Raw genomic sequence first — 22,406 nt, forward strand, 5'->3', positions numbered from 1 at the left:
CTGTCAATACAAATGATTAATTTCTAATCCTTTTCCCCGATATCAACTATGATAATTACTCAACCATAGTAGCTATAAAAACGTTAACTACTAGTAACTTAAGTCGCTATAACTATTATTTGTAAATAAATGTAATTTTTTTTAATTAGCCCTTGCATTTTTTCGAGAATTTATCTATACTAAAGAAGGTAAAGACTGATACTAATAACCGCGCTGAGCATGGCCGTTAATCATCACCAGCGCGGCTTTCCTCCCAACCAAGTAGGAGTTACTTCTATAATGCAAAAAAAAATCACGATCATCAATCCCGGCTTTTCAGCAAGTCACCGGCTCTCCCTTGGCAATACTGAATTCTGACCTCGAAGACTGTAAGCATTCAGCTTATGGGCTATGGGCACGCTACTTGAGCGGCCATGCGGCCATTGGGTGCATCTCCTCAAAGCTGATAGGAAAGCGCACCGGACTGTTTACTCCATTGATTAAACACAACTTGGAGTTCTTCGTAATCTAAATTAATCATGACTCTTCTGATTGCTGAATAAGAAGGAACACGAGCATGCATGAATTTGAAGTCTACTAATTAATTCGGGCTCGGTGGCGTTCCACAAATCTACCCAATTGTCGATAACCTCAATAACCACTGATCATCCCCATAATGATAATTAGAAGCACTAGCCATAGAGGATGACGAAGACCATGAGGATCAAGGGTGATCAAGTATTTGCAAGAGAAACGTCGATTAAGCTTTTCTTCAGGATTTGGGTATATTATCGGAATTATGCCATTTTTTCGGGCTATTGCTTCACTATAAACCTTTTTTTTCTATAATGGAATAGCCCTGCCACTGGCGAGGGGATTGGCCAAAATACCGCCGGAAATCTCGACTAAACTGAGATGGGCTAGAGTAACCCACTTGATATGCGGCCTCAGCAACTGTAGAGCCACTCACAATAAGCCTGGATGCATCATTGAGGCGATGAAGCTTAATAAACTGAATAGGGGAATAAGTCGTGATTTCCTTGAACTTGCGGTGAAACGCTGCGCGGCTCATGCCTGCTTCCTTGGCCAACTCGTCAATCGAGATAGCTTCATGAAGATTGGCTCTCAGGAAGGTCAAGGCCCGCGATATTTTCTGCATTCCTCCACCAAATACTTGGTAAACCGAGCACCCAGCCTCGCCTCGAAGAACGGCAAACATCAGTTCTTTAAGCCTACCGTTGCCGAGTATATTGAGGGCAACAGGATCATCTAGCAATTCCAGGATGCGCTGAAGTGCCTTCGTAAATTCGTTATCCCATTTGGCCACAGTTAGCCCAGGTACTATTTCGGTACTGGAGGTGCTGGAACTGTCTATAGCTGCCATGTCAATAACAGTTTCAAACATTGTGGGAGTCTCAATGCCCAACCAAAGACCAAGTAGGGGTTTTTCCGGTGATGCCTCGATCACCTCTGCCTCTACAGGAAGAGGCAGCGTACAGCACAAGTATTGGTTCTTATCATAGATTTGCGTTGTGCCGTTCAAATATGCTCGTTTCCTACCCTGGACAATGGCGCAAATGCCAGGTTCGTATACCCCTGGCAATCGTTCCACAAGGTGACTCGTTCGAAACAGTTGTAATCCCTCAATAGGGGTATCGTTTACGCCCTCGGAACTTGCGTGACGATTAATAAGATGGACAATCTTACACATATTCATGAATCTAGGATGACTTATTTTGACTATATTGATCCTTCTCTGAGATAAATAGGCAAAAAAATGAGAGGAATAGGCTTGTTTTAGAAGATTCCAAGGGATTAATCTGCAAGTAGACGCAGAGCGCTTGGGGCACATTCTAAGGTCATAAATGCTCTGTGGAGAAGTCCTGAAAATCGTGCTGAAGACTCTGCTAATCAAACTATGTAGATAGGAATAAAACATGTTTAATCTGATCCTTAATCCCGGAAAAAACGAGATTTCCTTTAAAAGCCAGGGATATACTCTAGCGGCTAATCTATATGTTCCTAGAGACTTTGATCCTTCTAACAGCTATCCAGCTGTTATCTATTCGCCTCCCTTCAATCAGGTCAAGGAACAGAGTGGTGCGATCTATTGCCACAAGCTGGCCGAGAAGGGCTATGTTGCTTTAGCCTTCGACCACGTTGGCTATGGTGACAGTGAAGGTGAAATTCGCAACTATGAGAACGCCAACATTAAGATGGAAAGCATCCGCGATGGGATTAGTTTTCTGGGCACCTTACCCTTTGTTAATAGAGATCGCCTTTTTGGCCTTGGCATGTGCGCCAGTGGTGGCTATATGGCCCTAGTGGCAACTACGGATAAAAGGCTCAAAGCGATCGCAACCGTCTCTGGCATGATGAGTAATCAAACAAGTTATTTCAAAACGATAGACCGTGAAACTGTTTGCGCTGCCATCGCAACAGCAAATGCGGGACGGCAAAAGTTTTATGAAACGGGTAAAGTCGAATACATGGATGCCCTTGGTATGGAAAGTTTGGATCTCGACTCCCTCGACAAAAAATCAGCTCAGTATGAAGGCTATGAGTTCTACATGACCAAACGGGCTGGAGCTGAAACCTATCCTAACTACTCTCACAAGTCGCCAACTTTTCTGCTGGAAACACCAATGCTAGCTGATGCTCAGTCCTATGCACCCTATCTTTACACACCCTACATCGGTATCTACGGTGAGAAGGCATTACAGGATACTGGCTCATTGACAGTAAAATTTTATGAGGCTGCAAGCGAACCGAAAGAGCTGGTTGAGATTTCAGGTGCAAGTCATGTATCGCTCTATGACATCAATGCAGATGTAGATCGTGCTATCACGGCAATGGATACATTCTTCCAAAAACATTAAAAGCTAATTTTGCCTTGAAATTAATACTGATACCAAATCCTGTTGAGATAGGTCCCTTATTATCAATTAATATTTATGTATATCAGTCTTTTCTCAATAAGAAAGGGTTCTCTGTAAGCCGGATTTGGTATGACATGGCTGAGGGGGTGACATGAGCCATGAAAAGCTTGCTGTATAAGGCTTTGAGGCCAATTAACTCAGGCAAGATACAGTCCCAAATTAACTCTCAATTCATTGTCTTGATGCAGCGCGCTGCATCAAGAAGCGCTGTAGTCTTTTTCTTTTACTTTCAAACTTTATTCCAAGAGGTAAAGCATTGGCTAACTTTTCAATGGCTAACTCTTTTGATTGATTGTAGCATAATAACTACAATATTTACTAAAATAGAATTACGATCCTTTAGTTTAAATTTTAGATGCTTTTGATATAATAAGGGTAACTAACATTTTCAACAAAAATCCGTATGGGGGCTAGTGACGAATGGTTTACGCTATCAATTTGTTTATCTGCACCAGGAAACTTCACCAACTTATCAGCTGATGCCATTACTAAACTTGATGTAATCTGAGAGTTATCTTCAATTGTTAAAAGTTTTGGAAGCTATCTGTAAACTCTAAGATATTAGATCCTAAGGTGATATTATCAGCAGGTATTATTTTTTTTCTTATACTTTTTCAGTCCCAAAGAAAAGTAGATACACCCTGCGCTTAGTTAATCTCTCGAATTCTTCGATTACAGAAACTGAAGCATCAAATTCCTGAGTATCCTTTATCAAGAACAATCATTGTTTGTGACGACGATAGAATCACAATCCAATTTTATTATTTCCCCATTGGTATAAGGATATGCGCGTAGCGCATATCCTTACCGATTGATAACAAACGAATTTTCTACTCTACTATTAGTAATATCCAAGACAAAAGCCGCTTGATTGATATCAACTCCTTAGGTTTTGACAATGCGGCGTGTCCCAGCTAGACCTACAGCGAATAAGCCTAATCCCAGTAGAGTGGAGGGTTCCGGTACACTAACTGGTTTGGGGTCAGAGGGGCGGATAACTTTTATAGGGGATATTGCTGTTAGTTTACTACTGCCTTCACGATTAGACCCTACACTTTGCAGACGCACTCCAAACTTTTGCTCCTCAAACATATCGATCGTTAAGGCTTCTGTAGCGTGAGATAGGATAAAGCTAGTGGATTGAATATCATCAGTTCCGATACCATTGGTGCCAATCTTTAAACCAAAATCGAATGAGCCAGGGTTGCTAGGACCACCACCGTTCAGATTGACACCATTGCCAAGATTGCTAGTATTGGTTACCAAACTCCCGGTTACATCATTGCCACTAACACTCAAATCATTTGAGTTCAAATTGAAAGTGTCGTTAATATCGAAGAATACCCCAGTGATGTCGGCCAAGGTATCAGTCACTTCAAAGTTAAACTTAACATCATTGCCAACTTCCTCTAAAGTAATGTTGACTGTAGCTGGATCACCGGTAAACGGAGAAATATCGAAGTCAAGAACAGCCGCTTCGGCAGAGATGGCGTTCAATGTAGAAGCAGCGATTGTTACAGTAGCAGCTGCCATTAAAGAGGGCTTGATGTTCATGAGTGGTAATCCTTAACTGTTCTTAATTATCAGGATTACAGGCTGATGTTTGCATTCAGGTTAGTTCAATGTATCCGTAGTTGATGAGTTACTGTATCACTTCCGCAGATAGCCTAGGTCTAATTCCATAATGACGATAATTCCAATAATCCTGCAAAATTTTGTTGTGGTCAAAGCAGAGATTAGATGGCACTTCCCAAGGGTGAAAAATGCCAAGATTTTTAGCATCATCAGCCGCTTTTGGAACACCCGTTGCTGTAGCTAAAAAGACAATACTAATGGTATGCTTACGGGCATCACGATTAGGGTCGGAATACACCTGGAATTGCTCAATTAGTTCAACGTGTAAGCTGACTTCTTCCTTAGCTTCTCGCACCGCTGCTGTTTCTACCGACTCGCCGTAATCTACAAAGCCACCGGGAATTGCCCAGCCTAGGGGGGGATTCTGCCGTTCTATCAAAATAATCGGTCGATGGGGTCGGTCGATTAGTTCAATAATGATATCAACAGTGGGAGCAGGATTACGGTATTGAGTAGAAGTCATGGGTTAGATAAAATATGCTTGAGTATTTATCATATAGCAAAGGGAGTAGGGAGTAGGGAGTAGGGAGTAGGGAAGTTTCGATCATAAATTCTGACAATTAATATTGTCATAAATGCTCTAGATCCGATTAGTCTGACCGAAAAATCCATGCACTAGACGGAATTTTATCTCTCGCCTGAGTTACAATAATCCTTTATTCAGCTTCACCACTACAGACTCAACTCGCCGACGATGCTTTACTGTTAAAGCTTTACCATCAAAGCTTTACCGTCAAATTTCAAATTTTTAGTTACCAGAGGCAGTTGACTTCGCTGGTGTAACTATCCCACTGAGGGGAAGGTGCTATGTTTACGCTCATCAATGCTTTATTTGCTTTGATCATGATCGGGATTCTACTCCTGATCGGCAGGTTTCTTAAACAAAAAGTTCGGCTATTTCAATCCCTTTATCTACCAGAATCTGTTATTGCTGGGGGAGTAGCATTGTTACTCGGACCAGCAGTATTGGGTGCGATCGCATCTACCCTATCAGGTACAGATTCATTACTGGCTGGGGGTCTGTTTCCGAAAACCATGGGAACAGTTTGGTCTCAGTCTCCTGGTGTCTTTATCAATGTTGTCTTCGCCGCCTTATTTTTAGGTGAAGCGATCCCCAGTCCCATAAAAATTTGGCGCAAAGCGGCACCTCAGGTCGCATTCGGTCAAACCCTGGCCTGGGGACAATATGTGATTGGACTGCTGCTAGTTCTGTTAGTGTTGAGTCCGATATTCGGTGTCGATCCCATCGCAGGTGCATTAATCGAAATTGCCTTTGAAGGCGGTCACGGCACCGCTGCTGGCATGACCGATACCTTTAGAAAATTGGGTTTTAACGACGGTGGTGACTTGGCTCTAGGCTTGGCTACACTCGGTATTGTCACAGGGGTGATCGCAGGTACCTGGCTAGCAAGCTGGGGCAGGCGCAAGGGCTACATCCAGGCCAGCCCTGATCCCAGCAGTGAGCTACAACAGTTTCGGGATAAAATTCAAAATACAATTCAACAGACAATTCAAGGAGAACCTACTGAAGTTAGGTTAGCCAGAGCGAGATTAATGGATGGTTTACTGATCGATCCCCTGTCATTGAACCTTGCTTTTGTAGGAGTTGCGATCGCAATCGGCTGGCTAATCCTGGCAGTGCTCAAGTTCATTGAGTCAGTGACTTGGGGAGCCGGTGGCTTTCAAGTAATTCAGTATGTGCCTCTGTTTCCCATGGCACTAATTGGTGGTTTGATTGTCCAAGTCGTAACCGTGCGTCTAGGACTAGGGTCACTAATTATTCGACCCTTGCAGGAGCGCATCTCTGGGGTAGCGTTAGATGTGGTAATTGTGACCGCATTAGCGTCGATTTCCCTAAAAGTGCTGGGAAATAACCTCCTGCCATTTTTAATTCTTGCGATCGCTGGCATCGTCTGGAACATCTGGGCATTTGTTTTCCTCGCACCCCGTATACTCCCCAGATACTGGTTTGAGCGTGGCATCGGGGACATGGGACAATCCATGGGAGTGACAGCAACCGGTATTTTGTTGATCCAGATGGTAGACCCAGATAACCATACCGGTGCTTTTGAGAGTTTCGCCTACAAACAGTTGTTCTTTGAACCGATAGTAGGTGGTGGCTTGTTTACTGCTGCTGCACCAGCACTGATTGTGCAATTTGGCCCATCGGTAGTGTTACTGCTAACAACAGGATTACTAGCCTTCTGGTTAATCTTTGGTCTGTGGAACTTTAAGCGGATGAGAAAGAGATTCAGGCAAGCTAATCTATAAAGGGTTGCTGATTCTGGGGATGAGGGGGAGGGTTTGACGGTTTATTTGATAACATGAACAGATTCAATTTAGATGCGTATGAACTTATAATCGCGATCGCCTGATCCTTTTCGGGGATCACTCTTGACCTCAAAAACGCCAAGTCCTCACTCAGCAATCCTTCTGAGGCTTGGTAAAATTTTGTCACGATACTATTGACGAAGTTAGCGCAGCTCTCGGAGCTTGCATCCGAGAGAACGCTGACAAATAGAACATAATCTCAAATTGTCACCAATGGTGGCGCACTGATGGCGATCGCAGGAGGAGACTTATTCAGTAAACCCTACTTACTTGATCAAATGACTCAAGGGGAATAGAATCGAGGATGTTCCCAACAAAGGAGCCGAATATGAGTAGTGGAAAAAGTCTCCAACTAAAAAAATATTCCAAGCATAGATACAATAACACTGAATCCATTGATTTTGATGTAGCCGTGAAGTATGGTGGCGCACTGATGGCGATCGCCGGAGCCGATGGCCAACTGGCAGAAGCTGAATTTCAGTGGTATATTGATGAACAAGAGCTTTTGATAGTAGACCCTCAAGAGTACATCGAAGCACTACGCCAATTCGATTGGAAAAATGCCAACATTGAGGAGCTATTAAATGGAATCAGCTATAATTTTCCTCTAAATTTTCGCCGAGTCATGTTGTACCAAGCGATCAAGATGAGCCGAGCTGATGGTAGTTACCATGAAAAAGAAAAAGCGGCTGTGGCTAAAGCGGCAGAGATTTTAGGGATAGAACGCAGTGTTGTTGTGAGTCTAGAGTCTCTGGCAGAATTGGAAGAATCCACTGAGCGACTGCGGCTTGGCTTATTTGAAACAGACGTTTAATTCAGGTTCACACCTTTTTCTAGAGGATTTTGATAGGCTTGTCTTCTGAGTTAGTCTATCAAAATCCTGTTTTGATAGCTGGAAAAAAAACTGTGGATAAAATATGAAATCAGGATTCCAGGATAATAGTTATCGTTTTTTATCGATAACCCCAAAGAGCATTTAACAGTATGAATAGTCATAGCGATAAAGAAACGATCATTGACAACTTTGACTGGAATCAGCTTTCCCTAGAGCGCTTGAAGCTGCTTAAAGCTAAAATTAGCAAAGCAATGGATCTCAAGAGACACGAGTTATACTTAACCAAGTCTACTACTAATAATACTCTAATTTATGGGTATAGAGTAAGTTTATCTAAGGTATCTCCCGCTCGCCTACGTAGCTCACTGTCTGAGTATCAAAAGTGTATTTTCGGAATCAGCCTTGGCAGCAAAAACTTTGTTGAGCGTAAGCGCATTGAACCCTGCATTAAATGGATTAGTGAAAACTTTAATGCTTGCCTAGTCCTAGTTACTGATAGTATATACCGACTGACAATCGAGGTGAGACAGGGAGTGAAAGGGGATGAAGCTCGGTTGGAGGCAATTCGCACTGGAGAGCAGTTTATTAATGAAAACTATTCCCTGTTCGAGCAGTACTCCGGAAGCTGTCAATTTCAGTTAAAGAAAGCGTCAGAAATTGAGCAGCAATCGGACTTTAAGAGATATTATGAGGAGCTTCAGAGCCTTTACCAAAAAAATGAATCTTTTCAAGGCTTGGTCAATTTATTTGCCCAAAACTATCTGAACCGAATTCAACAGCTAGAAATACAACAAGTGGATGAGGGTAGGCAGCATCTAGGGATAACATACCTGCTTGAGGAGTCAGCTTTAAACGCCTGCCTTGTCAAACAAGGATGGCTAGTTGTGGTTTATCCTGGGTCAATCAAAACCTTTGAAGACATATCAGAGGGACTACACCCAGAAGTACCATTACCTCTCCAGCAAATGATCTGGGTTAGCCTGCGCCTCAAAAAGTGGACTGCTGGAAGTGGAAGTGAACTAAAGTAATAATATTACAGAAAAAGGACGGGAGTAGGACACCCCCTGGATCTATGGGCGAGGGTCAGGCAACGTCTACAGGGCAGCACAAACTTACGGTCCACGGGGTAAGGGCTATGATCGGCGAGTAATAGCCATTACCCCTTGCTTAATTTTATGCTATTTTTCTCCAGAGATCGATGATGTTGGGTTTCGTTACCTTAACCCAATCTTGTCGATTGGGCAAAACAAATATCTTTAACAATTGAACTGATAAATTGCCCATTTTTGCCCACCTCAAGTTACGGCTAGTAGCGAGGGATTGCCTAAGGCACCAGTGTGATCGCAAAAAGCTGGCAACCATCACATAATCTGTGGGAGCATGGCATCTGTGCAAATAGCTCCGATGTTTCCATGCCAAAGAATAACTCTGAAGTAAAAGACCAAGCACGAAGAATCTTGGACGCAATAGCCTTCACTCCCTTTGACCAATGCCAACTCTTGAACCGTGATTTTAGCCACATCCCTGCTCGTCCTGGCATCTATGCCATCAGGCATAAAACTGATGGACTGCTTTACATTGGTAAGACCAAGAGCTTGCGAGGTCGCTTCAGTGGTGGACACAAAGCTTTTTTGTGGGCATGGCTCGACAAATATAGCGACGAAGATGTTCGTATTGCTATGCAGACAATTTCCTACTGGCAAAACCCTGCGCTACTATTGGAGCTAGAAGCTATCATCTTGAGGGCTACCGAACCTCCCTATAATGTCAAAATCCCAATGGAGCAGTAAACTTATGCAGGTAGAACTTTTGGGGCGAATCTCCTCCACTGATGCAAAGGTCATCTTGGAACGCCTGCCCGAACATATTCAGGCTGCTCTCGTTGAGCGTGCTGCTGAAATTGAGTATCCAATTGAAGCAGTTATTGAGATGGCAATTGCCAGCTTTCTCGATACCGAAGCATTAAGTTTTGTAGACTGTAAACCGGGGCGTGGACAATAAGTCCAGCCAGTTATCATCGGTTGCAGCTAGGCAAGGCTAGGGCTGAGGTCTTATACCAAATCCGGTTACTATAGGACACATATCTTATTGATACAATTTTGATATATATGGATTCTAATTGACTTGTTTGTGGTCTGGCTAAACCAGATTTGGTATTACTCGTCAAAACCACCGACACTTGAGAATCAGACAACATATAGGCTAAACGTTCTTGAGGATAGCCCAGATCAAAGGGAATGTAAGCTCCCCCAGCCTTTGTAGACTTTTTCAGCAAACGCTAGCTAGACAAAATTTAAGTTTTTCAGCTAATACCTGAACGTGAGGTTCACCATCAGGACGGATCCCTTGATGGATCACCCGATTGGCTGATTGAAATTCGTTCCCCTGACCAAAGTACTTTAAACTTGCAAAATAAGATTCTGCATTGCCTCAGTAATGGAACACAATTAGCCTGGTTAATCGATTTCGCTCGTCAGCAGATTTGGGTCTGGCAGGGAGATGACTTACCCATAATCTGTTCAGGAGCAGAGATTCTGCCAAGTTTAGGCATTCTACCCGAACTTACGGTCAACGGGGTAATGGCTATGACTCGCCGATCATAGCTCGTTGCCCCTTGCTTGATTTTATGCTATTTGTTGCCAGATATCAGGGAATAAAATATAGGTTGGGTTGAGCTTGGTGAAATCCAATCAATCAAGATAATGCGTTCGCGTAGCGGCTCCAAAGGAACATCGCACTTTTAAGATGATTTTGGTAAATTGTGGGTAGCATTTTTAGTTATATCATGTCGGCATAATTACCCTTAATAAAAATCTCCCCATCTAGCCATCTCCCCATCTCCCCATCTCCCCACACTTCAACCCCTCCCCACCCTCCCCTTAATTATGGGTATTCAACCAGACTTGATATTAGAGGCCTTTTTGTCACTCCCCCCGGAATAACTGGCGATGATGTTCTAAACACTGCTCATGTGAATCAAACAGGATTTGATCATTAATGTAATCTCGAATAGGAATATTAGTATTTGGTCCTTTAAAAACACCTATAGAAATACGTTCCTCATCTGGTATGCGAACTCGATGTATAATTGAGTTTATCCTTCCGCCTAGCATTTTTTCTAAGGTTTCAGACAGAAATAGCACCCCATACCCTGGTTGGGGATTAACGTCATGCCATTGATCATCCCAAAACACTTCTAATCCTGGCTTGTCCATCAAAATTACAGTCATCAAATCATAGTCTTTATGAGCTTTCATTCCACTATTGCTTTTCTTCTTTGTATTTACCTTAGCCGGATAATAGGCAATTGAGAATGATGAAGAGAGATCACTATCAATCACGACTTCCTCGAAATAGTCTTCAACACCAAAGTAACTAAATATCTCTTTTAACAGAACTATAATAATACGCTCTTCACAATAGTTTGAAATTTTAAAAACTGAATTGCGACACTCTTTAAAGGGGCCACTGGGATTCTTCAACCTAAATAAAAACTGTTGAACCGAATGTATGTCATCAATTGAACGGTCGATATAACCTTCAACTTTACCATGGGCAAACCATTTTTGTTTTTTGATTTCGTCCTGCCTGAAAAAAGCTAAAGCCTCTCTTTTTATAATTTTAAAATGTTTAAAAATTTCTGGTTCTGGTATTCTGACATAGCAGCAACCCAGATTAACAAGGGTGTTTATTTCTTCTCGCGTCACCCTATCTACAGCATTGAGAGTTGGTAGTTCCATGATTCAGAAAACAAAAAAAATAACTCAACTCAGGTAATTATACCAGGATTCTGGGAAGTTTATCTAAGTCGCGATCGCCCAATACAGTATAATAGGATTTGAGCCGCCGAAAAGACCAGTATATAGTGAACTTACAAGAGCGAATAGAATCTCTAGAAGCGAGAATATATAGTCCTTCCGACTTTCCTCTTGCCCAGTTGAGTCAAACCGAACTCGACAGTTTACTCACATTAATTAACTATAGGAATCTAGAATCAATCTACCCCTTGTCGCCGAGGCAAGAAGGGATGCTGTTTGAGAGTCTCTATGCTCCTGAATCGGCGTTGCTGAATATGAAAATGGTTTAACCAGAAAGGGGGATTTTATGATCTCTTAAATAAGAGCTGATTCGTAAAGTAAATCTTAAGAAGTCTGAAAGCCTTGCTATGATTGTCTTTTGGTTATTAAATAGTTCAAATGTTCTATTTGATCGCAAGCCTTATCCTACAAGGATTACAGCGAGTTTACGAATCAGCTCTAATAAATAATAAGCCTAATTGATAACTCCAACATTTCTTCAGATTTAGAGTAACAAAGAGTTCGTCGATGTAGTCTGGCTAAATAATGTCTCAATCTTGTATTTTTATTCGGCGTTGCTGAATCAAAGAATGCTATAATGAAAATAAAAACATGACATGCGCGGGCATTCCATAGTTTTCTTTTTATAATACCATTTTTTTATTCAGCAACGCCCTATTTACCACTAATATTGCACTCGATTAAGGGCCACAATTACTAACCAAGATTGCTGCTCACAGGGTAAACCAGGTGGGCGGTAGTAATAATCAAAAATCTCAAATCCTGCTTGTTCAACACAGGGAGCCAAGCTTTGATATTCCCAACCTACAACATAGCGATAGCCGGTTGGACGAACACTATAACCCTCATGATCACCACGAATCATTGACATAACTATGGCACCATTGGTAACAAGCGATCGCTTTAAATCCTTAAGTACCCTAACCATCGAAGCACGAGGAATATGAATCAGGGATGCATTGGCAAAGATCCCATCAAAGCTCTTTGGTGGCAGCTTGAGGCTCAGAAACGATTGCTGCCAAACCTCGCATCCTGAAACTTGTTGCGCCATATTCACAAATGCTGGTGTAGCATCGAGACCAATTACTTGATGACCCTGGTCTTTAAAAGCAACCAAGTCTCTACCAGGACCACCTCCTAATCCAGAATCTTGCCTGGATTACGGGGCATAGCATCCACCAAGGCGTTGCGATTTTGAGACACATCGTGATTCCAGGTGCCTTCCCGGAAAGATTCTGCTGTTGCTTGATACTCAGCAATTGTCACTATTTCGTGATCTTCCACAATAGTTCAACCTGGTAATACTCAAGCAAATTTTACTATTTAACTAATAACTCGATAATAAACTCAGCCGCAGTGATATAAATTCGTTCTGGGGGTTGCTCACCTCTAGGCACCTGAACCCACCAGCCTTGGCATCTGGGCGATCGCCACAAATCCAAATGGGCAATTGGTGGTGAAGCATAGAAACTGTCTTCCCCTGCCCCCAATAGCCCTGAACTCCAGTGGGTAAAGTAATCGTGACTAATCCGGTGGATGGGAAAATTGCCATACAGAGGGACACCCCAGCCATCAATAGCGATCAATGCTTGGATGTTTCCTCCCAGTAGCTGCCAACCCCAAGCTGCTGCGATCGCACCCACTACCCCAGCACTGAAGCTGATCAAGACTATGGGAGTCTTCACCAAACCAATGTGACGTTGCAAGAACTCTAAAATATGAATAGCTGAGTAAGCTGGGTAGTCCTGAGCTGGAAAAATTAAGACTTTTTCAGTCCAGGGACTTGATAGCTCCAAGCTTGCTAAAAAATCCTGGGTCAGTTGGGGCTCATGGATACCGGGGCAAATAATTAAGTAGGGGGACATGATTAAACGCTAAAGAGGCAAAGAAGGGAAATCAGCTGGATGTGTAAGACAGTTAAGATGAAGAAATGACTATCAGGACTTACGCGGTTAAGTTGATTTCGCCCCCCTAGCCCCCCAATTCTGGGGGGTAAAGATGTCAAAGTCCCCCAGAATTGGGGGATTTAGGGGGCAAATGGGTAAGTCCTGACTATTGAGAAATGACTAATGACTAATGACCAATTGTCCCAAATGCCATCAACCTATCAATAGCAAGGTGATTACCTGTCCCCATTGTGGAGCAATCCTTAAAGCCTATGGTCATCCGGGGATTACCTTACACCAAACCACAGGAGATACACCCTTGTGTGAAACCTGTACCTATCATGCTGATGATACCTGTAACTTTCCCCAACGTCCCTATGCTAAGCAGTGTACCCTTTACGACGATAGTTCTGAAAGTACCTTAGAGCCTGAGCAGATTTATAATCCCCAGCGTGGCTTACTCGAATCGGTCAGGCTCTGGTGTCAAAGAAACCCAGCCTTACTAGGTCTATTGGTATTAATCGCTGCTAGCTTTTTGCTAGCCCTGATGGCAAATAGTTAAATTAAACTAAGTTTAATTTAACTAGTACTCCGTCAACATTGAATCGACTAGACATGATAGTACTAAGCACTACGAAATTGACAGATTGCTAGCAGTCGCTGAGTCGGTTGGTGTTGTCTGTGAGGTGTCTACTTGCAAATGTTCTTTAACCGTAATTTTTTTTTCTTCACACACCTCTAAATCAAACCAGAATGTTGTCCCAACTCCCACTTCACTAACTAAGTTTACTCGGCTATGATGTCTTTCGATAATGTTTCTGACAATTGAAAGCCCCAATCCCGTCCCTTCCAGGGTATGAACTCGGTTTTCTACCCGGAAAAATCGGTCAAAAATTGCCTTTTGGTCTTCTGGAGCAATGCCAATTCCCGTATCAGAGATTTCAATTCGCACCCTGCCTTTTCCTTCTTGGGGATTAAGTTCGGCTTCTAATTGATAAGCACGAATTACCACTCGTCCACCAGGCTCCGTGAATTTCAACGAGTTGCCCACTAAATTAGCCAAGACTTGGAGCAACAAATCGTAGTGACCCATAACTGGTGGTAAATCTGGTTCAATCTCCTGAGCCAGTTCAATAGTTTGGTCACGAGCATTGAGCTGATAAGTGCGCAGGGTTTGCTCTATAGGTCGAACAATGTCAAAGGGTTCAAGTTGATAAATTCGACAAGATTCCAGCCGTGATAAATCTAGGACATCGTTAACGAGACGGGTTAGTCGGTCAGTTTCCCGATTAGCCGTGTCAAGAAACTCCTTCCGCTCAGCTTCGCTAAGTTCTTCGCCGTAGTCGTGGAGGGTTTCGATAAATGATTTAATGTTAAATAGAGGTGTTCTGAGTTCGTGGGAAACATTGCTGATGAAATTGCTTTTTGCTTGATTAAGTTCCACCTCACGGGTGATATCCTGAACAGTGATAGCAATTCCCTTAATATTTTCCCGGGATTGGTTGAGTACCTTACTTAAAAGAATGCGAACTGTACGAGAGACCGGTTTGGTCAGAGTAATACGAAACTCTTCACCTTCGCGGGATTCCCGTTCTGTTTCTGTCTGTTTCTCCGCTGTAGCCATTTGATAAAGCGGTCGTGTTAGTTCCATTGTTACCACATCAGGGAGATGGTATAAGACATTTTTACCGATAATGTCTTGCTCATGCCAACCAAAAATCCGCCGTGCTGTCGGGTTGACTAACATTACCTGAAAATTGGTATCAATCAGTACAGCACCATCAGCAATTGTGGAAACTAGAGTCTCTAACTTAGCTTTTTCTGCGGTAAGTTCTTCAATATTTTGCTCCTCATAGCGTTCTAAACGCTCTGCCATGTCATTGAAGCTAGACACCAATTCCTTTAGTTCTACTCCCAAAGGCATCTCAATCCGCTGTTTGAAATTACCAGCAGCAATATTTCTCACCCCTACTAGTAGTTCTTTAATGGGCTTAGTGATAGTCAAGGCGTTGCCCACTGCACCTAAAATCACCATCACCCAGATCGAGATAAACACAGCAATAGTAACATCTCTGGTTAAATTGGAGGAAACCACCACCGTAGGGTTAGGGTTAATGCCCACAGCTAAAACCCCTAAGTATTTGTTTTCCTCGTCGATTAGGGGAACAAACACATCAGTGACTTGACCATCAGGAGTCAGGTGCTGCCGTGCCATGGGCTGATCAGAGTTTTTGGCGTAGCCCTCCGGTAGCTCAATCCGACGCTTAATGGTTAAAGAATTCTTTACTTCTGCTGCGGAGAAAGGAATGCCAAAGATTATTTCCCCATCCTCGTCAGCATATATAATGTAACGCACACTGGAGGTACTACTGTAGAAGCGGCTGGAAAAGCGAGCTAGTTCGTCGAAATTATTTGCCGCAACATGAGGTTCAACGTTGGCAGCCAGCAAGAGACCGAGATCACGACCAAAGCGAGTGTCGTTCATCCTAGCATCCTGCTGAATCGTATTCACCGCCCAGAAGGTCAAGCCACTCATGAGCAATGAGACAACCAGAGTTGCTGCTGCCATTAGCTTGGTCTGGAGGGTAAACTCCGACCACCAACGCCTGATAATGTCGATAAGGGTTTTTAGCAAAGCTAGCAAGGTCGGTTCAACTCTCTCAACAGGGAAGACAACAACACTCCTTCCAAAGGTAGATGCTTTGATTGTGGCAAAGCATCTACTTTTGGCTATCCTCCAATTATAAAGCCAGAAAACCTTAGCTCTTGAGTGGAAAATAAAGATTATAGGTGTTAGGTGTTAGGTGTTAGGTGTCGGGTTTTAGGACATCAAGCCTAATCCTAACCCAAGCAATATGATGCTTACTGCTTCACTATTAAAGTTTTAAACTTCATTAATAAAGTATTATTTCGTTTTTTTGCTGTTTAAAGACGTAATTATGCTGCTTTATTACTCAATTATGTAACATAAAACTTAACGCCATTAGCCTCAAGCCTGATGCCTAACACCTAAGACCTCATGACTCTTCTTGCCCAGATAGGACAAAATCCCAAGACCTAAGCTCACACTGCTAGCAGTCACTAACCAAAAACCACTGGTAAATTCTGGAGATTGATCCAATGCCCAACCTCCTAAAGATGGTCCAATAAAGTAACCTACTGCCCAACACTGAGATTCAAGGGAAAAGTAAAGTCCTCGCAACGATTGTGGAGCTAAATCCCCCACTAAAGAAGAGGCAGAAGGGATATAAATTACCTTAGCTAAGGCTAAGAGTAACAAAGCACAAAGTGCTGGAATAACTGCCAGAGTAGAAACAACTCCTGTGAGCCACACTAACACAAATCCTCCAGACCACAGCAGTAAAGAAACCATCAAGATATTGGTGCGTTTAAAATGGTTGAGAAAGCGAGCAACAGGTAGTTGAAAAATGGCACTAAAGGCGACATGCCAGAAGAAAAGAAGACTAATCGTTTCTGGAGCTAATCCGGTTTCTGTTCCTCCTCCTGGCACAAAATTGGCAAAATAGAGGGGCATAATGCTATTGAGTTGAGCATCATAGGTGGTGAAGAGAGTATTCCCTAGTAACCAAATCATCAAAAAGCGATCGCTTAGTGCTTGTTTCCAGGATTGGGTAGGGGATTGAGGCACCTCTTGAACGTTATTTGTTTCTGCGATCGCTAAATAAATCACAACGAAGAAAATCACATAAAAAATACTTTTGAGCACAAATAAAGTACGGTAATTCCCAGAAGCAGCAATTAACTGCCCTGCCCCAATAACTCCCAATCCTAGTCCCAAGCTATCAGCTAAACGAGTCACTGAAAAGGCTTCATTACGCTGAACAGGAGTAGTTAGATCGGTAACCACTGCCTCAGTAGGCGGCCAATATAGACCAATCCCTAAACCCATCAGTAAGTTAGCAATAACCAGAGTTTGAAAATTATAGGTAAACGCTAAACAAAGGCTTGCTAGAGCAGAAACAGCTGCCGAGAGTAGCAAAGTTTTCTTGCGTCCCCAAAACTTGGAATCAGCCAAAGTTCCTGATATCAAGCGTCCTAGTACTCCAGAAATTGAAGAACTCCCTAGAGCAATCCCAACTTGGGTGGCGGATAAACCAATCTGATTAACAAAAAAAATCGAGGCATAAACTAAAGTAAAGCCTTGACCGATGTGCAATAACAATCGACCGGTTGCTAGAATCCAAATCTCTTGCCTTAATGCTGGGAGCAAAGATAATAATTTATTGAGCAATTTCGGTAAGGTTAAAAGGTTGAGGGGTTGAGCCATTGAGCAGCATTTACAATTCTTTAAATCTAAGTAAATAGTATAGGGTAATCGCAATAATCAATCAGGAAGCATTATGCTAATGACTATTGATCAAGACGTGCAATAGTGCTGATCATCAAGGCTTAATAGGGTCATAACTGCCAACCTTAAGATTCTCTTGTGACAGTTGACAGGGTGGAATGTGGTATCTAGCAAGGTTCCGGCTCTTTAGTGGAGAATAGTAACTACCTGTATCCTAAATCAGCCCCCCTTGCATTCCTATGTAACTAGGAATATTGCCTATGTCATCGCCACGGGAGGGTTATATCACTATTGCCCTCAACACCAATACTTCTCAGTCTAAACTGTTGGAAGCTTTAGCCTTATGGCAAGAGTTAGGTTTACTCTCTGAGACTAGCATCGACATCATATTTAAAACTAAAGCATCCCATCCCGCCCTTTTAGAAGGATTAGATGCTTGGTTACGTTTGGGTTTGCTCCAGGAAACCTTTGTAAAACGGTTGTGTCGAGAACATCTCACCTGTGCTTTACCAGAACCTAGTGTAACTCCAAAGGTTTCTGCTCTACCAGTCTCGAAACCAGCGCGTCAACTAGTCTCACCCTTAGCTAGTAATGACTTTGCACCGGAGACACCCAAAGCGAAGAAACCCAACTCGATTGCTCAAATGTGGCAATCCCTTCAAGCAGAATTCAGTGTCCGCTGGTTGCTATTCCTGGGTATGTTTATGGTGGTGGTATCCTCTGGGGTACTGGCTGCTAGTCAATGGGACAATTTCCCAGCTGCTGGACAGTATGGAGTATTGCTTGCCTATACCTTGAGCTTTTGGGGGATTAGTGCTTGGACAACCAAACAAGGGAATTTACCGTTAACGGCTCAGACCTTGCGAGTTGTAACTCTGTTGCTGATCCCAGTCAATTTTTGGGCAATGGATGGCTTTGGCTTGTGGCGTCATCCCTTAAATTGGCTAGTGGTAGCAGTGGCGACAGTGGTACTAAGTGCGATAGTACTAAGTTCGATACTCTTAGGTCGCGGCTACGGGAACGGATTTTTACGATTACGACAACAAAAATCATTTCCCTTACCCATTATTAATTATTTAGGTTTGAGTTACCTAAACTGGGGTTGGGGTATCCCTGGATTTCCCATAGGAGCAGTCTATTTGGGTATCGGTAGCATCATCGCTACCTTATATATAGAATCCAGAAAGCAAAATTCAGCGTTTATTTTTGATGTTGCTGGCTTCCGCATCTTAGTTTATGGCATCGGCATCCTGCTATTTAGAGCCATTTTTGTCATAGGTGTCGATATTGAACAACTGGGGTTAGCTATTGGGATGTGTGGTTGGTTTCTCTACTGGCTATCCCAAAAGCCTCAGGCACCATCTGTCCCCGTCTCCCCGTCTCCCCGTCTCCCTATGATTTGGTTAGGGGGTAGCTTGCTGGTGCTGGGTTGGCTAGTTTGTGTAGCAGCTGAGATTCCTTGGCAAGCCATGATTGTCAGTGGGCTAGGGGTGTGGTTATTTGTCAATCGTTTACTAAAATCTTGGCGACGTTCCGATTTAGCCGCCATATTAGCCATTGGCTTACAGATGGTTTGGCTTTCATGGCGATTGATTCCGCCATCAATACAAACCTCGCTACTGGAAACAGCAACTACGTTAACCCATTCCCAAGAAACTCCCTATGTATTGTTGAGTTTAGTACTGTTTCCCTATCTGGTTTTAATTGTTGGGTTAGCAGATTGGTTATATCAGCGCAAAAAACATGATCTGGCAGAATTTGCAGAAGTCATTGCACTAGGAATAGGAGTTTCTCTAACTACTCTATGTTTTTCCAATCCCCTGTTACTCACGATTAATGGTATTAATTCTGCTATCACTTTAGGGATTGTGACTCAGCGACGGGATAGGTTAGGGATTAAGCATCATCTGCGCTTAAGGGTCTACCTAACCCACAGTAGTGCGATCGCAACCGTTATCAGTGCCATTAACTATCTCTTTCCCAACCTACATCTAGGCGGCTTTTCAGCAATTTTATTAGCCCTGATGCTAGCAGAATGGAGCTTGAGTTTAAAGATTCCCGCTACTTCTGACTATGTCAAGATTTGGCGAGAGAGTGCTTGGCACTTGGGTTTAACTTTAGCTGGTCTGAGTTATGTATTATTGTGTGTTAACTATAGTCCCTACGACGTTAACCCAGATAGTTACCAGAGAGCATGGGGTCTGTTGTGGCTAATCACTCCATTATCTCTGACTGGATTAGCACGTGGTTATCGCAGTTGGCAACCCCCTCAAGACAAGTTTGTGATCCGGTTGAGTGTAGTTGCTGTCATCCTATCCCAATTGCTGATCCTAGGAATACCAGGAATTAGGTTAATCAGTTTAGCATCCGCTACAGCACTGATGTTGGTTAATACCCGCTATTTAAAGCAATTAACATCAGCAGCAATTACCGTAGGATGCGGCATCAGCTTAGTCGGGTTCCTGCTTTGGGATGGCATCCTTGGGTTTCCCCAACCGTCCGGACAAGATTGGTTTGTTGTTGGAGCGATCGCTATTTTAACCTTATGGTTATGGCAAAGCTGGTTACTTCGTATTAGCAAGATACAGGATAACCAATCACAATTCAAAACTTCAAATCAACAAGCCAACCTACCCGAAGGGAACGCCAAAGGCGAACAACAAACTAACCTTCAACCTTCAACCCTTCAACCTTCAACCCTTCAACCATCCAACCTTGGCCAAAAGGCCACGCTACGCGAACAACCATCTAACCTTCAACCATCTAACCTTCAACCATCTAACCTTGGCCAAAAGGCCACGCTACGCGAACAACAAACTAACCTCCCAAAACTCTATGCACAAGCAATGGATGGGTGGGCGATCGCACTGTGTATTTTTCAGCTAATTCTGCTGACTTGTTATTCTCTGATAGTCTACATTGGGTTTTGGTCACCAACATGGTTTATGCTCATTGTAAATGCAGTGACCTTAGGAGCGATCGCGTATCGCAGTTTTCCTTATCCATCCAACTGGGCTATTTATGGGATTGGTTGGAGTGTGGAACTGTTAACTACAGAAACGCTGGGCTTAACAGAAGCGCTGGGCTTATTTGAGCATTCACTGATCAATTTAGCCATTGCCAATATAATATTAGGACTAATTGCTCAATTGTTAGGAGATTGGTGGCGACGCCGATCTAATCTCGACAAAATACCTAGTAGCTGGCATATTATTCCCCTGCTATACGGTAGCTTAGGACCGCTCTTAAGTTGGGGAACCTTTACCAATTGGACAGGTTTATCCTCTTTTGCCCTAGCAATAATTGCCATTGGGGTAGGGCGTCGCCGTGCAGAATTTAAACCTCTAATTTACCTGGCGCTATTTGGGATATCGGTTTCTGCCTATCAACTGTTGTTCTATCAATTATCCCAGTTAGGAGGAGGAGCAAGAGGGGATGGATTGATTATAATGGCAGTGCTTGGCACTAGTATTATGTACGCCTATCGGGTATTTTCTCCTTGGCTGAAAGGATATCTACATTTTACCCCAAAAGAACTAAAGGTTATTTCCTATCTCCATTGGATATGGAGTAGTTGTTTGTTGATAGCAGCAACAACTGAGCCCATTGAATCCGCTATGATGCTGGGATTTAGTACTGGCGCGTTTTTAGTTATCTATGCTATTTCTCAAGGACGGAATCGGTCGAATCCCTTGCTTGGAGAAATCTGGGTTTATTTAGGTTTTGCTGAAGCATGGGGGATGCGGCTGTATTGGATTAATACCCCTGTGGCGCGTCTGTTATCCGGACCATTAGTGCCTTGGAAAGGTGCGATCGCATCCTTAGTCGCTTACTTTCTGTATTTCCTACCTTGGGAAGATTGGGGTTGGTCAAAACGTCCTTGGCAAATCGCTGCTTTCTTAATCCCCCTGATTGCCATTGCAGAAAATCCCTATAGCGGTAATTTAGCTAGTTTGCTGATTATCGCAGCTTTCTATATTATTCTCGCAATTTTTAATCAGCAAATTCGGTTTACCTTTATCAGTGTAATAGTAATTGACTGGATGTTGCTCCGCTGGTTTGGACAACTACACTTAACTGCTGCTCTTTGGTATGTTCTCCCCTTGAGTTTATCCTTACTCTATATTGCCCAAGTCGATCCCTATCTAAGCCAACCCCCCCAAAAACAAATACGTCACAATCTCCGGTTAATCGGGACTAGTATGATTTGTTTGGTTTCCTTTTGGACTGCTCAATGGCTTGGGTTATTAACTGGGGGAATTAGTGTAGTGCTAATTTTTGCTGGATTGGCGATGAAAGTAAGAGCATTTCTTTATGTTGGGACGGGAACATTTTTAATTAATGCGATCTACCAACTACTGATTTTTAGCGTTGATTATCCATTTTCTAAATGGGTGGTAGCGCTGTTTGTGGGAATTGGGTTTATCTGGATTGCTGCTACCTTTGAAACTCGCCGTGATCAGATTACAGCTTGGATGAATCAATTCCAAAGTTGGGAATAAGTTTTGGTTGGAAGTTGAAGTTTTAAGGTTAAATGTTGAAGGTTAAAGGTTAAATGTTGAAGGTTGAAGGTTGAAGGTTGAAGGTTGAAGGTTGCAGGTTGCAGGTTGCAGGTTGCAGGTTGCAGGAGCAATGCTGCATGAGGTTTACCAAAAAATCACTGATGGTAACGTT

The 22,406-nt window shown here is 43.0% G+C and carries 20 protein-coding genes and 1 pseudogene; 10 read left to right on the top strand and 11 right to left on the bottom strand.

Features of this window, described 5'->3' with window-relative positions; all coding sequences use genetic code 11:
- Nucleotides 1–805: 805 nt before the first annotated feature.
- Nucleotides 806–1,918 carry an AraC family transcriptional regulator gene (locus F6J94_RS04600; protein WP_365939917.1) on the bottom strand — a complete coding sequence of 371 codons (1,113 nt, stop codon included), beginning with the start codon at nucleotides 1,916–1,918 and terminating at the stop codon, nucleotides 806–808.
- On the opposite strand from F6J94_RS04600, the gene F6J94_RS04605 reads away from it, so the two are divergent.
- Nucleotides 1,917–2,858 carry an alpha/beta hydrolase gene (locus F6J94_RS04605; protein ID WP_293037366.1) on the top strand — a complete coding sequence of 314 codons (942 nt, stop codon included), beginning with the start codon at nucleotides 1,917–1,919 and terminating at the stop codon, nucleotides 2,856–2,858. The two genes, F6J94_RS04600 and F6J94_RS04605, sit on opposite strands and share 2 nt — an antisense overlap.
- 945 nt (nucleotides 2,859–3,803) lie before the next feature.
- Here the strand turns inward: F6J94_RS04605 and F6J94_RS04610 are convergent.
- Together F6J94_RS04610 and F6J94_RS04615 are read right to left on the bottom strand one after the other, a co-directional pair.
- Nucleotides 3,804–4,472, bottom strand: coding sequence for a PEP-CTERM sorting domain-containing protein (locus F6J94_RS04610; RefSeq protein WP_293037371.1), 669 nt, complete (start codon nucleotides 4,470–4,472; stop codon nucleotides 3,804–3,806).
- Between the two features lie 88 nt (nucleotides 4,473–4,560).
- Nucleotides 4,561–5,016, bottom strand: coding sequence for an NUDIX hydrolase (locus F6J94_RS04615; RefSeq protein ID WP_293037376.1), 456 nt, complete (start codon nucleotides 5,014–5,016; stop codon nucleotides 4,561–4,563).
- A gap of 344 nt (nucleotides 5,017–5,360) precedes the next feature.
- Between F6J94_RS04615 and F6J94_RS04620 the strand changes: the two genes are divergently transcribed.
- The 5 genes from F6J94_RS04620 (at nucleotide 5,361) to F6J94_RS04640 (ending at nucleotide 9,720) form a co-directional block, all read left to right on the top strand.
- Nucleotides 5,361–6,824 carry a sodium/glutamate symporter gene (locus F6J94_RS04620; protein WP_293037379.1) on the top strand — a complete coding sequence of 488 codons (1,464 nt, stop codon included), beginning with the start codon at nucleotides 5,361–5,363 and terminating at the stop codon, nucleotides 6,822–6,824.
- A 364-nt stretch (nucleotides 6,825–7,188) separates the two neighbouring features.
- A complete protein-coding gene (locus F6J94_RS04625; RefSeq protein ID WP_293037382.1) occupies nucleotides 7,189–7,698 on the top strand; it encodes a hypothetical protein in 510 nt (169 codons plus the stop codon).
- Nucleotides 7,699–7,868: 170 nt separating this feature from the next.
- Nucleotides 7,869–8,747, top strand: a complete 879-nt coding sequence (locus tag F6J94_RS04630) for a tRNA-dependent cyclodipeptide synthase (RefSeq protein ID WP_293037385.1) — start codon at nucleotides 7,869–7,871, stop codon at nucleotides 8,745–8,747.
- Between the two features lie 309 nt (nucleotides 8,748–9,056).
- A complete protein-coding gene (locus tag F6J94_RS04635; protein ID WP_293037388.1) occupies nucleotides 9,057–9,509 on the top strand; it encodes a GIY-YIG nuclease family protein in 453 nt (150 codons plus the stop codon).
- A gap of 4 nt (nucleotides 9,510–9,513) precedes the next feature.
- Complete coding sequence (locus tag F6J94_RS04640) at nucleotides 9,514–9,720, top strand: hypothetical protein (protein WP_071106566.1); 207 nt, start codon at nucleotides 9,514–9,516, stop codon at nucleotides 9,718–9,720.
- Between the two features lie 13 nt (nucleotides 9,721–9,733).
- On the opposite strand, the gene F6J94_RS34140 is transcribed toward F6J94_RS04640, so the two are convergent.
- Nucleotides 9,734–9,994, bottom strand: a complete 261-nt coding sequence (locus F6J94_RS34140) for an AMP-binding protein (protein ID WP_364300811.1) — start codon at nucleotides 9,992–9,994, stop codon at nucleotides 9,734–9,736.
- Between the two features lie 34 nt (nucleotides 9,995–10,028).
- Between F6J94_RS34140 and F6J94_RS04645 the strand changes: the two genes are divergently transcribed.
- A complete protein-coding gene (locus F6J94_RS04645; RefSeq protein ID WP_075903592.1) occupies nucleotides 10,029–10,322 on the top strand; it encodes a Uma2 family endonuclease in 294 nt (97 codons plus the stop codon).
- 321 nt (nucleotides 10,323–10,643) lie between these two features.
- Here F6J94_RS04645 and F6J94_RS04650 read toward each other — a convergent pair whose 3' ends face one another.
- Nucleotides 10,644–11,459 (bottom strand): 2OG-Fe(II) oxygenase family protein, encoded by an 816-nt coding sequence (locus tag F6J94_RS04650; RefSeq protein WP_293037391.1) that lies wholly within the window; start codon nucleotides 11,457–11,459, stop codon nucleotides 10,644–10,646.
- Nucleotides 11,460–11,584: 125 nt separating this feature from the next.
- Here F6J94_RS04650 and F6J94_RS04655 point away from each other — a divergent pair, with 125 nt between their 5' ends.
- Nucleotides 11,585–11,806, top strand: coding sequence for a hypothetical protein (locus tag F6J94_RS04655; RefSeq protein ID WP_293019026.1), 222 nt, complete (start codon nucleotides 11,585–11,587; stop codon nucleotides 11,804–11,806).
- 169 nt (nucleotides 11,807–11,975) lie between these two features.
- On the opposite strand, the pseudogene F6J94_RS04660 reads toward F6J94_RS04655, so the two are convergent.
- From F6J94_RS04660 to F6J94_RS04675, 4 genes and pseudogenes are all read right to left on the bottom strand, one after another.
- Nucleotides 11,976–12,083, bottom strand: a pseudogene (locus F6J94_RS04660) (IS1 family transposase); the annotation flags it as partial.
- Between the two features lie 118 nt (nucleotides 12,084–12,201).
- Nucleotides 12,202–12,654, bottom strand: coding sequence for a bifunctional 2-polyprenyl-6-hydroxyphenol methylase/3-demethylubiquinol 3-O-methyltransferase UbiG (locus F6J94_RS04665; protein WP_293037394.1), 453 nt, complete (start codon nucleotides 12,652–12,654; stop codon nucleotides 12,202–12,204).
- A gap of 20 nt (nucleotides 12,655–12,674) precedes the next feature.
- On the bottom strand, nucleotides 12,675–12,821 hold the full coding sequence (locus tag F6J94_RS04670) for a hypothetical protein (RefSeq protein WP_293019029.1): 147 nt from the start codon (nucleotides 12,819–12,821) through the stop codon (nucleotides 12,675–12,677).
- 35 nt (nucleotides 12,822–12,856) lie between these two features.
- Nucleotides 12,857–13,402: a hypothetical protein gene (locus F6J94_RS04675; RefSeq protein WP_293037397.1), complete on the bottom strand. Its 546-nt coding sequence runs from the start codon at nucleotides 13,400–13,402 to the stop codon at nucleotides 12,857–12,859.
- A gap of 211 nt (nucleotides 13,403–13,613) precedes the next feature.
- On the opposite strand from F6J94_RS04675, the gene F6J94_RS04680 reads away from it, so the two are divergent.
- On the top strand, nucleotides 13,614–13,985 hold the full coding sequence (locus F6J94_RS04680) for a zinc ribbon domain-containing protein (RefSeq protein WP_293019031.1): 372 nt from the start codon (nucleotides 13,614–13,616) through the stop codon (nucleotides 13,983–13,985).
- A 69-nt stretch (nucleotides 13,986–14,054) separates the two neighbouring features.
- Here F6J94_RS04680 and nblS read toward each other — a convergent pair whose 3' ends face one another.
- Both nblS and F6J94_RS04690 read right to left on the bottom strand, forming a co-directional pair.
- On the bottom strand, nucleotides 14,055–16,067 hold the full coding sequence (nblS, locus tag F6J94_RS04685; protein WP_293019114.1) for a two-component system sensor histidine kinase NblS: 2,013 nt from the start codon (nucleotides 16,065–16,067) through the stop codon (nucleotides 14,055–14,057).
- Between the two features lie 345 nt (nucleotides 16,068–16,412).
- Nucleotides 16,413–17,711 (bottom strand): MFS transporter, encoded by a 1,299-nt coding sequence (locus F6J94_RS04690; protein WP_293037400.1) that lies wholly within the window; start codon nucleotides 17,709–17,711, stop codon nucleotides 16,413–16,415.
- 281 nt (nucleotides 17,712–17,992) lie between these two features.
- Between F6J94_RS04690 and F6J94_RS04695 the strand changes: the two genes are divergently transcribed.
- Entirely contained in the window at nucleotides 17,993–22,234 is a 4,242-nt protein-coding gene (locus tag F6J94_RS04695) for a DUF2157 domain-containing protein (protein ID WP_293037403.1), read from the top strand.
- Nucleotides 22,235–22,406 lie beyond the last annotated feature (172 nt).

Source organism: Moorena sp. SIO1F2, assembly GCF_010672755.1.
GTDB lineage: Bacteria > Cyanobacteriota > Cyanobacteriia > Cyanobacteriales > Coleofasciculaceae > Moorena.

Bases quoted from the DNA above. Each gene is read 5' to 3' on its own strand.
- F6J94_RS04605 (WP_293037366.1), top strand. From the start codon at position 1,917: ATGTTTAATCTGATCCTTAATCCCGGAAAAAACGAGATTTCCTTTAAA.
- F6J94_RS04630 (WP_293037385.1), top strand. From the start codon at position 7,869: ATGAATAGTCATAGCGATAAAGAAACGATCATTGACAACTTTGACTGG.
- F6J94_RS04695 (WP_293037403.1), top strand. From the start codon at position 17,993: ATGTCATCGCCACGGGAGGGTTATATCACTATTGCCCTCAACACCAAT.
- F6J94_RS04620 (WP_293037379.1), top strand. From the start codon at position 5,361: ATGTTTACGCTCATCAATGCTTTATTTGCTTTGATCATGATCGGGATT.
- F6J94_RS04600 (WP_365939917.1), bottom strand. From the start codon at position 1,918: ATGTTTTATTCCTATCTACATAGTTTGATTAGCAGAGTCTTCAGCACG.
- F6J94_RS04675 (WP_293037397.1), bottom strand. From the start codon at position 13,402: ATGTCCCCCTACTTAATTATTTGCCCCGGTATCCATGAGCCCCAACTG.
- F6J94_RS04625 (WP_293037382.1), top strand. From the start codon at position 7,189: ATGTTCCCAACAAAGGAGCCGAATATGAGTAGTGGAAAAAGTCTCCAA.
- F6J94_RS04680 (WP_293019031.1), top strand. From the start codon at position 13,614: ATGACCAATTGTCCCAAATGCCATCAACCTATCAATAGCAAGGTGATT.
- F6J94_RS04690 (WP_293037400.1), bottom strand. From the start codon at position 17,711: ATGGCTCAACCCCTCAACCTTTTAACCTTACCGAAATTGCTCAATAAA.
- F6J94_RS04650 (WP_293037391.1), bottom strand. From the start codon at position 11,459: ATGGAACTACCAACTCTCAATGCTGTAGATAGGGTGACGCGAGAAGAA.
- F6J94_RS04640 (WP_071106566.1), top strand. From the start codon at position 9,514: ATGCAGGTAGAACTTTTGGGGCGAATCTCCTCCACTGATGCAAAGGTC.
- F6J94_RS04610 (WP_293037371.1), bottom strand. From the start codon at position 4,472: ATGAACATCAAGCCCTCTTTAATGGCAGCTGCTACTGTAACAATCGCT.
- F6J94_RS04615 (WP_293037376.1), bottom strand. From the start codon at position 5,016: ATGACTTCTACTCAATACCGTAATCCTGCTCCCACTGTTGATATCATT.